This window comes from Deltaproteobacteria bacterium (assembly GCA_028818775.1).
Classification (GTDB): Bacteria; Desulfobacterota; Binatia; order UBA9968; family JAJDTQ01; genus JAJDTQ01.
The window spans coordinates 1-9,375 of the sequence record JAPPNE010000042.1 but is presented as its reverse complement, the minus strand read 5'-3'; the positions used below and the strand labels follow the sequence as shown (position 1 = coordinate 9,375).

Below are 9,375 nucleotides of genomic sequence, written 5' to 3'. Positions count from 1 at the left end.
CTACTTCGGAGTCTCAGACACATACTGAGATTGGCTGAATGCAACAATCCCAGACGATCATCTCCGTCCGGCAGATTAGGTAATGTAGGCGCACACAATAAATGAGACAATCCAGAACAAAATGGCCCGGAAACCATCGATTTCCGGGCCATTTTGGTTAGAAAACAGCGTTGAGAGCGGGCTTTGCCCGCGGTGGATCAGGGCGTCGCGACGCCCCTGTCGGCTTCCCAGGTGGCGGTCGAACCCCGAACGGTGAACTCCTTTCGAACGGCGGCCGGATCATCTAGGCCGACCGTGTCGGCATCGTACCCGGCGGACGCCAGGACATCGCCGGAGAGCCACAGCAGTCCGCCGGTGACCGGCGTGATGACCCGCTCACCGACTCCCGCGCTTTCCTGGATCTCGATAGCCGTGATGACGGCATGCCCATGGACCGTTGCCAGCTTGTCGCCTACCCTGAGCACGTCGACGTCACCCCGGTTGCCGCGGAACCACGAACTGCGGTTTCCCTCATTGTCCACGACAGGATGGAAGATCCGTGCATTGCCCTGCTGGTTGGGCATGACGGCTCCGAAGCGAGGCTCGTCCAGGGTGTCCGGCAGCAGAAACGGATGGTTCGCCGTGCACTCGATGCGATGGGTCTGACCGTCCGCCCACACCTCCAGGATCGCCTTCGGCTTGCCCAACCCGGTAGAGATGCTGCTGTCGAGCGCGACCACGGTACGGTCCCCGCAGGGAGACGCGATGCGGTCGCCGACCATGATGTCCTCAACTGCACGGTACTGGCCGTCCGCCATACGAATCTGCGTACCGGGGAAGAAGCAGCTCTCGTTTTCGTGGGTGTGGTCGGGCTCGCCCTTTTCGCCCTTTTCGCCCTTGTCACCCTTGTCACCCTTCGGGCCGGTTTGACCCCGAAGACCACGCTCACCTCGCGGGCCCTGTTCGCCCCGTTCTCCCTTCGGTCCACGCTCTCCCGGTTCTCCCTGAGGTCCTTGTTCGCCGGGTTCTCCCTGCTCCCCTTGAAGACCTGTTTCACCCTTGTCACCCTTCGGGCCGGTTTGACCCCGAAGACCACGCTCACCTCGCGGGCCCTGTTCGCCCCGTTCTCCCTTCGGTCCACGTTCTCCCGGCTCCCCTTGGGGTCCTTGTTCGCCAGGTTCTCCCTTGGCCCCACGCTCTCCACGCGGCCCCCGCTCACCTGGGTCCCCCTTCTCACCGGGTTCTCCTTTTTCGCCTTGTTCGCCCTGCGGGCCGGGGTCTCCCTTCGGGCCGGTTTGACCCCGAAGACCACGCTCACCTTGGGGGCCTTGTTCCCCCCGTTCCCCCTTCGGTCCACGCTCTCCCGTCGCCCCTTGGAGGCCCTGTTCGCCCCTGGCCCCGCGCTCTCCACGCGGCCCCTGCTCACCCGGGTCCCCCTTCTCGCCGGGTTCTCCTTTTTCGCCTTGTTCGCCCTGCGGGCCGGGGTCTCCCTTGTCTCCCTTGTCTCCCTTCGGGCCGGTGAAGCCCTGTGATCGCAAGGCCACGTTGACCTTGTTGATGGCCGTGACTACCTCCCCGAGCTGCTCTATCAGCCCCGGATTCGGCTCCTGTTCGTCGGTGGTTTCCTGTCCATTGTCGTCCGACATGGTGTCATTCCCCTTTCCTGTTGTGTACTTCCTGTTGCGCATCTTCCATGGGCGCCGCTTGGGCTGGCAAAGGGTCAGGTGCGGGTGTGGGCGTATTTCGTCACGGTCTTCACTTCCCACATAGGCCCCACCTCGACCGCGGTCATGGCCAGCGCTTTGAGGCGCCCGGCTTCGGGGATGTCGTACGGCGTCGAGACGCGATGTCACCGATCAGGTCAGCGGTTCTGCGCTTGATGTTCTCCACCGCGCCGCTCCCTGACGGATTGACGGACAGCCCCACACGGTCCTCGCCGATCTATTGCTGCTTCATCGTTTGTCCCTCCTGTTCCCGGGCCGGCAGATCGCTCGGGATTCCTCCCAGGCCCGCATGTTGAGCTGGCACAGTCGTGTCGTGGCGATGCAGCGCTCCAAGGCCCTGGCCATAGCCTCGGCGCTCGGGTACTGGCCTCCGGGGGGAACCTCGGGGACCTCGATGGGCGCCAACGCCGGCGGCCGCGACGGGCAAGTCTCGATCACGGTGCGTCTGAGCACCTCCGTCCGAGGTGTGCAGGCGACCACGGCAATGACGGCGATGACGGCCACCACGACGGCAGGGCGTGTACGGGCCGTCATGGCGTCAGATCCTCTTCCCTGATGCCCGGCGTACGGACGACAGGAGGCTTGCACCCCGACGCGCAGTCCTTCGGGTTACGCATCTTCGGGCGCGATTTCTCCCACTTGTCCCAGCGCTGCTCGTTCAGGATGAGGTATTCGTTGATTCCCCTGTACTCGGCCCGCACGCGACGGTCGAGGTCGTTCAACCGTTGCTCGATGAAGAGGTTCCGCTTCGCGGTCGCGGCCTCTTCCCTCGCGTTCTCAAGCTTGACTTCGGCGCGGACGGCCTCGGCGCCCTGTTCCCGGAGACTGTTGGCAGTGCACTTCGCCAGTCCGGACAGGCTGCCGAGTCCCACAATGACCATGATCGGCAAGAGCGCGCCCCCGCCCAGGAGTCCGCGCGATACGTCGGCGATAACGGGGAGCATGGCGCTACCTGAGAATATGGGCGGCGACGACGATGGCCACGAAGGCCATCTGCGCCGCCGCGCTGATGCTGGAGGCCAGGCCGGTCGCACGGATCAGTTCGAGTCGTGCGGCGCCGGTCGGCCGTTCGGCCATGGCCGCGGCAAGCAGGTCCTGGTACTCGTCGTAGGAGCCGCCGAGGACGTGCTGGACCCATCGGTGCCTGACAAGCCACAGCACCACGCCACCGCCGAGGGTCCAGAGGAATCCGTGCCCCCAGTCGCCGGCGACCCTGATGATGACCGTTTCGAGTTCGCCGCCGGCATCCCGGTCCCACAGGACGCCCAGCAGCGCGCCCAGGGCCACGCTGGCGAGTCCGACGACGATGGTCAGCACGGAAACGCCGGCGCTGCTCAGCCCGGCTTGCACGACGTTGACCGGCTCGTCGCCGGCGTCGGGACATCTTCTCGTTGTCATTTGGGTTGCTCCCTTCTGTGGAGGTAAACGGCCGAAGTAGCGTCGGCCCGATTTGCCTGGCTGGGTCGGCGCCAGCCCGTCAACCGCGGCGCGGCGCCCCCGAGAAAGCCCACGTGGCGAATCCGGTATCCGGACCCGGTCGGCGCGAGCGACACCGACCGCCCACGGTGCCGGCCCTCGCCCACTGCCGCCCGGAACGCCGGGTGAACGTCGCGCAACCCAAGCTGCAGCCGGTTGCTCAGCGGCCTCGCCGAGTCGATCCTGTCATCCAGTGCGCTCATGACGCACGACCTTAACCGGATTCAGAAATGCGCGTAAGGCGACAGGTGTCGCACAAGTTCGAAGAGGAAAGGGGAGAGGAAAGGGGAAGTTGAGGGCAGGCGTGCGAAGGGATCAGAAACGATAACGAAGCGAGAACCTGAGCGGTAGCGGTTGATTGCTCGAATGGTCGTGGACTTCGATCCCGATCCGCCAGTCCAGGCCCTCGCCCGAGGGCGGGCCCAAGGGTTCGCCGTACTCAACGTCGCGGGAACGCCGAATCAACCCAACTACAGCCGCATCGTTCCGGGGAAAGGGGCCACCCCGCAGCCCATGGACCGAAATGGACCGACTCGCCTCTGGATAAGGCGCCAGAACCTGTGCTCATGGTCCCCAAGGCCGAAAGAACCTTCGGCGTTTCCGATCAGCGCAAGACGGGTTGGAGGATGCCCTACACTGGGACCGAGCCTCTCGCCTCCAACTGACAGCCTTCGGGTCTATCCCCGGTCGTGTGCTTGTAGCCCAACGAAAACCGAAGGCGAGCCACGAACCGGCGCGCTCCACGCCAGCACGGCCACACGGTCGAGGCCGTTCATCGCGGGCAACGGGGACGAAATCCGGTCGGCTCCCTTGATGTCGAAGGCGAACGGCTCGATGTCGGCTTCGGCGTAAAGCTCTCCGGACAGAACGTCGGTGAAGGGAACGGAGCCTTCCAGGGCAGACGCGTGCGGGCGCATGTCCGAACCAGACCAGGAGTGGAAGCCAGGTTCGTCACGGTGGCGCAGGTCCCCGTCGAACGACGCCCGGAGGTGTCCGCCGGACGGCGCGTGCCACGGCACAAGGGATGCACGGAGAGAATCTCGGTATTGTATTCGCCGGCGCTGCCGGGGCAGTCCCCGCAAGGATTCCCTGTTCCGGGAAGGGATCACCCACTCAGGACACGCTTCGATACTCGACTCGAAGGGAGGAAGCCCGCCCGAGATATGAAATGGAAGCTTATGCTGGACTGCCTTCCGGGTGGGGGAAAGATTTCAAACGGCCCCCGGGCGCGTCGACAGAAAGATGGCGGTCGCTTCACGCGGGGAGAGATAGCGCGGAGTACAGGAAGACGATAGAAACCATCGCCGTCAGGAATTTCCCTTCTCGCTGGGACCGTATCCCTTCTCGATGACTTGGCGACAATGGGCCGCGATCGACCGTAACAAAGGGCGTCGTCCGGGCCACAGGCGGGCGAATACCCGGATACTGACAATCAACGCTAGCGCGTGCCTCGCCGCTTCCTTCGGATTCTCTGTCCGCCGGAACACCCCTTGGTTCTGACCGCGCCTGATCACGTTCTCCAGAACCCGCTCGATCGTCCGCAACACCCTGGTCACCTGGGCTGCCACTTCCTCGTCGTGAGGTGCCACCTCCAACGCCATGTTGACCTCCAGACAGCCGTCCTGTGATTCCGTTGCGGCCTTGATCTCGGCATCCAGCATCTCCTTCCATGCCGCGCGCGCTGACGGCCGCTTTGCCGCCTCGGCCATCGGCCCCACGCAATAGTCGCGTGCGTAGAGCTCAAGGCTTCGCAGCAGCAGTTGCCGCTTGGTGTCGTCAGCCCCAACCTGCTGTCCGGTGCGCCGCTCGATATCGCCGATCGACACGGCATTGTAGCCGTGCGTCCAGAACATGCGCATCGATTCCACTAATACCTCAGCGCCTGGCGTGGTCTCCGGAGAACCTGGATGGGATTTCGCCAGAGCCTTACTTTGTTGCGCCCTCATCATTACTTCGATCAGTTCCTCGTGTTGCGCCTTGGCCCAGGCTGGCGGTTCTGTCCGCTCTTCCGCCCTTGCTAAAGGCCGGGGCTTCTCCGCCCGCCCGCTGCCGGGAATCCCGATGTGATGATCCAGTCCGAGAGCGCGACAAATCTGGTCCACCTTGTCGAGGCCGGGAACATGCCCCCGAAGGACCCTCGCAATGGTGTCCTGTTTCAGGCCACCCTTCGTCTCGGCGCTGTTTGCAGTTAACCCCTGTTCCCTCAGCCGGCGGCGGACCAATTCCTCGAAGTCCGAAGCGCGCACTTCGGCAAATATACCGAACCCCGGAGGTTGGCACAAGCCGGAATCCCTGCTAAAGGGAGTCTGCGTTTCTACGTAATTTTACAAAAAAGGTTCCGTATGTTTGCAGAGCGACTGTTGAGGCTTGCGACCGAATACGCCAAGCGGCGTGGAATTACCCTGTCGACGGTTGGGACCTATGCCGCCGGGCACGGCAACTTCTTCCCGTGCCTGTCAGCCGGCCGGGTGACCATCCGGCGCGCAGAGAAGGTGCTGCAGTACCTTTCGGACCACTGGCCCGATGACCTCAGGTGGCCGTCGGACATCGACCGCCCGGAACCCACGGCCAAGACTAGCGAGCTAGGCAAGCCGGGGAGGGCGGATTGAGGGTCAGCTCCCGCGACTGGCTGCGGCAGTTCACGGAGTACCGCGACAGCATCCTGCTGGAGCACGACGACGCCGGCGTCGGCGATGCTGCCATTGCGGCCGCGAGAGCCGCACCGCCCGACCTGGCAGGACCGCAGGAAGCGCGAGCGGGAGCGCCAGAAGGGGGCCGGGACGTCGTATGCAGTTTTTCCGGAAATCCATCCCGCCAAAAGGAGGCGGGAATTTGCCAAAGGAGTGTCCCTTGAGGAGCGAGAAATCGGTCAATCCGACCCGGACGGTTCATGCCAAGGCGCGGCCGCTTGGGCTTGACGACGACCCGCGGCAGGAAATCACGGAGAGCATCACGGGCAAGTGTTCGTGCTCGGAGATGGGCGCGATCCACCTGAAGGCGGTTCTGATGGAGCTCGACAAACTCCGGCCCTCGGACACGGCCACGAGGCGGAAGCTCAAGGCGCTGTCGATCAGCGGCTGGCGCCTGGGGACACGTGATCCGAAGGACGTCCGGGAGGCCGACGACAGGCTCAAGGCTTGGCTTCGCCGGGTGGTCGGAATGGAGTGGCCGGCGGGTCTTGGCCGCGCCGGCGGGGACGCGGCGGCCGTGCTTGAGGCACGGTGCCGTATCCTGGGCAGGCCAGGGCCAGAGGGCATGCACGCGCTCAGCGCCACGGCGTTGAACCCGTTGATTGCCAGCCGGGGCGAACGGGTCCGGACGCTTCAGGACACGCAGGTGACGGCATGAGGCTCGAAAGGAGCCTGGACGGAATCGCGGCCGTGGCCGGCCGGGACGCCGCGCTGACGTTGGCCAGGCGCCACGGGGGCAGGGTGATCCGCGTGCCCACCACGGAGAAGGCGCTTGCCGTCCAGCCGTGGTGCCGGGATCTCACGGAAGAGGCCGCGGCCGCCATCGGCAAGACATTCGCCGGCGACAACCTGTACATTCCATCCGCGAAGAAGGCGGTGGGTCGTTGGCTGATCGAGCAGGGCCTCTCCTCGGCCAGCATCGCCGCAGAGCTCAAGGTCTCCGTCCGGACGGTTCAGCGCTGGATTCGCCGAGCCTGAATGATGCGACGCTTGTCGCCTTACTCTCTCCACCTCGCACCCACTACAATGGCGTCCCATGGACGAGGCGCTGGCGGAGATCGTGGGATGGGCGTTGCACACCGTGGCAGCCGTGGCGGGCGGTCTCGGGCTTTTTCTGATGCGGTGGATTCAGCGGGTGGAGAGGGAGAAGGAGCAACAGGTCCAGTGCCTCACGCAGCAGCTCGAGTCCCTCCGGCTGCACGCGGCCGAGCACTACCTGAGGCGCGAGGACTACGTGCCGCAGATGTCGTTGATGCAGTCGAAGCTCGACGGCATGAGCGAGCAGATCGGCGAGAGGTTGGCGTCCCAGGAGGCGATGCTGGCGCGGCTGGATGAGCGGAGCCTGAAATGGGGGGAGAAGTGATCGACGAGAGGATGAACCACGCGCGCCTGGAGCGCGGGCGTTGGGAAATCATAAGGATCCTTCACGTCGGCGGGCGGCTGGGGGCCACCGAGACGATGATGGTGACGACGCTGCTGGCCATGTGGCCGCAGACCACGCGGGACTGGATTCGGGATCAGCTCACGTACCTCGAGGACCGGAAGCTCGTCAAGGTGGAGCGGCACGCCATCAAGGACTGGCGGGCGACGCTCTCCCACCACGGCGTGGATCTCGCCACCTACGTGTCGGATTGCCAGCCCGGCATCGACCGGCCCGCCAAGTACTGGGGAGACGCGGAGTAGACCATGCGAAGGAATGCGCGGTCTTCCGACTGCCGCCGGTGATCCGCGAAGACCTCGAATTCGGGTTCATCGTAGACGGCTGTTCCAACTACTCGGCGCACACGGCCCGGGTGAACGAAGAACAGGAGAAGGGCGACGTCGGCGGCCCACCCGTCACCCGCTCGGCGGCTCCGGTTCCCCGAACCAGGGCCTCGCCTTGGTCGAGGATCTCCCTCCTTCAGATTCAGCAGGAACTGTCCAAGGTTCTGGACGCTGGACGAGTTGGTGTCACAAGGGGGTTGTTGATAGCGGCGAGGACGTTGAAACCTTCCTTCGACCAACGTATGACCTCTTGCCTCTGATAGGCTCGGTTTTTCTTCTTCGCCGTCCTGTGGGCGCTCATTGTATGTATCCAGAGTGAACTGGTCAGACAGAGTTACCAACCCAGCATTCCAATCGATCATAGCACCGCGCCGCTCCCGCTTCAGCGGCCCAACTGCAGGAAGGCCCGTGATGTTAGGAACTACAGTGCTCCCGCAGTCCTTCTCCAGCGTTCAGAAGCAATTTCCTTGAATCTTCAATAGCATGTGTGACAATTGAGTCCGATAGTGCATGCAATTGAGCCATGTCTTCTGCTTTCAGTCTGCCTGTGTCCACCGTCTTCACATACTGTGTCAACTCTTCAATAGCCGAATCTGTCCTGACCAATACCTCCGGATCGACAATATCACGATTTCGACCGAAAACCCGTTCGACCAAATTCACCGACGAGAGTCGCTTGGATACGAGAAGCTTTACCTGTCGGTCTGCCTCAACCTCCAGAATCTCTCTTTGAAGAAGCGTGATCTTAGTTTCCAAGAATAACTTGTCATACTCTGAGGAGATGTCACGTAACTCATCGACCATCGTCGCCAACCGGATATGTTTGTTGTGTTGGTAGTTGCAGTGTCTTGACTTTCCGTCCGTCCAGAAGGAGTGTCCCAACGCAAGAACAGAAAGAAGAGTCGCGACAGCCGCAAATAGCGTATTCAGCCAATCTTTACGCCACCACGCGGCAAGCCGTTTTCCGTCATCCCTCCGACACGTCTCACCTTTCTCAGTCATGGGATTTACTCCTCCGGTAGTGAATCGCCCCGAGTTTACCGGAGACGGATTAGGGTCAAAGTCCGAGAACTGCTGGACAATTTGGAGAGGGAATCATTGGCAGAGGCGGTGGGTTGAAGCCGTCAGGGGCCTGGTATTCCTGATCGAGGTTCTCTCTGACGGGCGCGCATCTGGCGGCGCTCGATTTCAGAGCCCTTGATGGCCCTCCAGCGCTCGGCGGCACGGATCATGGCGCCGAACATGAGCTTGAGGACGGGCTTTTTCACCGAAGGCGTTGGGAATGATCTTGAGCCGCCGGCGTTCCTCGACGAACAGCCGCTCCGGGAGGTTGGTGGTACGGATCGTACCGCATGGGTGATGGGCATTCTGAGGTGTGCGATGCAGTCCCGCCTCGGTCAGAACCACCGACTTGGCCTTGCCCGTTGGGTCGGAGATCAGCCCCTTCTCGTGAAGACGTCCCATGGCGTCCCAGTCCAGGGATTTCCAGGCGCGGGCCCCGCCCGCCGGATGGCTCTCGAATATCCCCAGATACAGCAACGCCAGCACGGCCTCCTCGATCCTGCCGTTCACCCGCTCCTCGTCCATGGCGGGACGATACCCCATCGCCGGGCCGCAAGACAGCCCCGACAATGCGGCGGATGGCGCCCCCAATCGCCCCGCCCGGACGGACCGGCGGCTACCGCTGGCCGACACCGCCGTCCGAACCCAGCGCGCCCTCGATCAGGTGATCGGTGACGTCC

General features: G+C 63.5%; 12 protein-coding genes and 1 pseudogene. 5 read left to right on the top strand and 8 right to left on the bottom strand.

The window, feature by feature from the left end:
* Window positions 1-197: 197 nt before the first annotated feature.
* The 6 genes from OXU42_03990 to OXU42_03965 form a co-directional block, all read right to left on the bottom strand.
* Window positions 198-797: a hypothetical protein gene (locus tag OXU42_03990; protein MDE0028551.1), complete on the bottom strand. Its 600-nt coding sequence runs from the start codon at window positions 795-797 to the stop codon at window positions 198-200.
* A gap of 1,134 nt (window positions 798-1,931) precedes the next feature.
* Window positions 1,932-2,237: a hypothetical protein gene (locus OXU42_03985; GenBank protein ID MDE0028550.1), complete on the bottom strand. Its 306-nt coding sequence runs from the start codon at window positions 2,235-2,237 to the stop codon at window positions 1,932-1,934.
* Window positions 2,234-2,647, bottom strand: a complete 414-nt coding sequence (locus tag OXU42_03980) for a hypothetical protein (GenBank protein ID MDE0028549.1) — start codon at window positions 2,645-2,647, stop codon at window positions 2,234-2,236. The genes OXU42_03985 and OXU42_03980 overlap by 4 nt, the downstream gene beginning before the upstream one ends.
* Before the next feature lie 4 nt (window positions 2,648-2,651).
* Entirely contained in the window at window positions 2,652-3,101 is a 450-nt protein-coding gene (locus tag OXU42_03975) for a hypothetical protein (protein MDE0028548.1), read from the bottom strand.
* 755 nt (window positions 3,102-3,856) lie between these two features.
* Complete coding sequence (locus OXU42_03970) at window positions 3,857-4,096, bottom strand: hypothetical protein (GenBank protein ID MDE0028547.1); 240 nt, start codon at window positions 4,094-4,096, stop codon at window positions 3,857-3,859.
* Between the two features lie 390 nt (window positions 4,097-4,486).
* Entirely contained in the window at window positions 4,487-5,425 is a 939-nt protein-coding gene (locus OXU42_03965) for a hypothetical protein (protein ID MDE0028546.1), read from the bottom strand.
* A gap of 96 nt (window positions 5,426-5,521) precedes the next feature.
* On the opposite strand from OXU42_03965, the gene OXU42_03960 reads away from it, so the two are divergent.
* The 5 genes from OXU42_03960 (at window position 5,522) to OXU42_03940 (ending at window position 7,552) form a co-directional block, all read left to right on the top strand.
* Window positions 5,522-5,788 (top strand): hypothetical protein, encoded by a 267-nt coding sequence (locus OXU42_03960; GenBank protein MDE0028545.1) that lies wholly within the window; start codon window positions 5,522-5,524, stop codon window positions 5,786-5,788.
* A gap of 241 nt (window positions 5,789-6,029) precedes the next feature.
* Complete coding sequence (locus OXU42_03955; GenBank protein ID MDE0028544.1) at window positions 6,030-6,527, top strand: hypothetical protein; 498 nt, start codon at window positions 6,030-6,032, stop codon at window positions 6,525-6,527.
* The gene (locus OXU42_03950) at window positions 6,524-6,847 is read left to right on the top strand and encodes a helix-turn-helix domain-containing protein (protein ID MDE0028543.1); all 324 of its coding nucleotides are present in this window, start codon (window positions 6,524-6,526) and stop codon (window positions 6,845-6,847) included. The genes OXU42_03955 and OXU42_03950 overlap by 4 nt, the downstream gene beginning before the upstream one ends.
* Window positions 6,848-6,905: 58 nt before the next feature.
* Entirely contained in the window at window positions 6,906-7,232 is a 327-nt protein-coding gene (locus tag OXU42_03945) for a hypothetical protein (GenBank protein MDE0028542.1), read from the top strand.
* Window positions 7,217-7,552, top strand: a complete 336-nt coding sequence (locus tag OXU42_03940) for a hypothetical protein (GenBank protein MDE0028541.1) — start codon at window positions 7,217-7,219, stop codon at window positions 7,550-7,552. The genes OXU42_03945 and OXU42_03940 overlap by 16 nt, the downstream gene beginning before the upstream one ends.
* A 495-nt stretch (window positions 7,553-8,047) precedes the next feature.
* On the opposite strand, the gene OXU42_03935 is transcribed toward OXU42_03940, so the two are convergent.
* Together OXU42_03935 and OXU42_03930 are read right to left on the bottom strand one after the other, a co-directional pair.
* The gene (locus OXU42_03935) at window positions 8,048-8,635 is read right to left on the bottom strand and encodes a hypothetical protein (GenBank protein ID MDE0028540.1); all 588 of its coding nucleotides are present in this window, start codon (window positions 8,633-8,635) and stop codon (window positions 8,048-8,050) included.
* A 375-nt stretch (window positions 8,636-9,010) separates the two neighbouring features.
* Window positions 9,011-9,220 (bottom strand): annotated as a pseudogene (locus tag OXU42_03930) (DUF6429 family protein).
* Window positions 9,221-9,375: the final 155 nt, after the last annotated feature.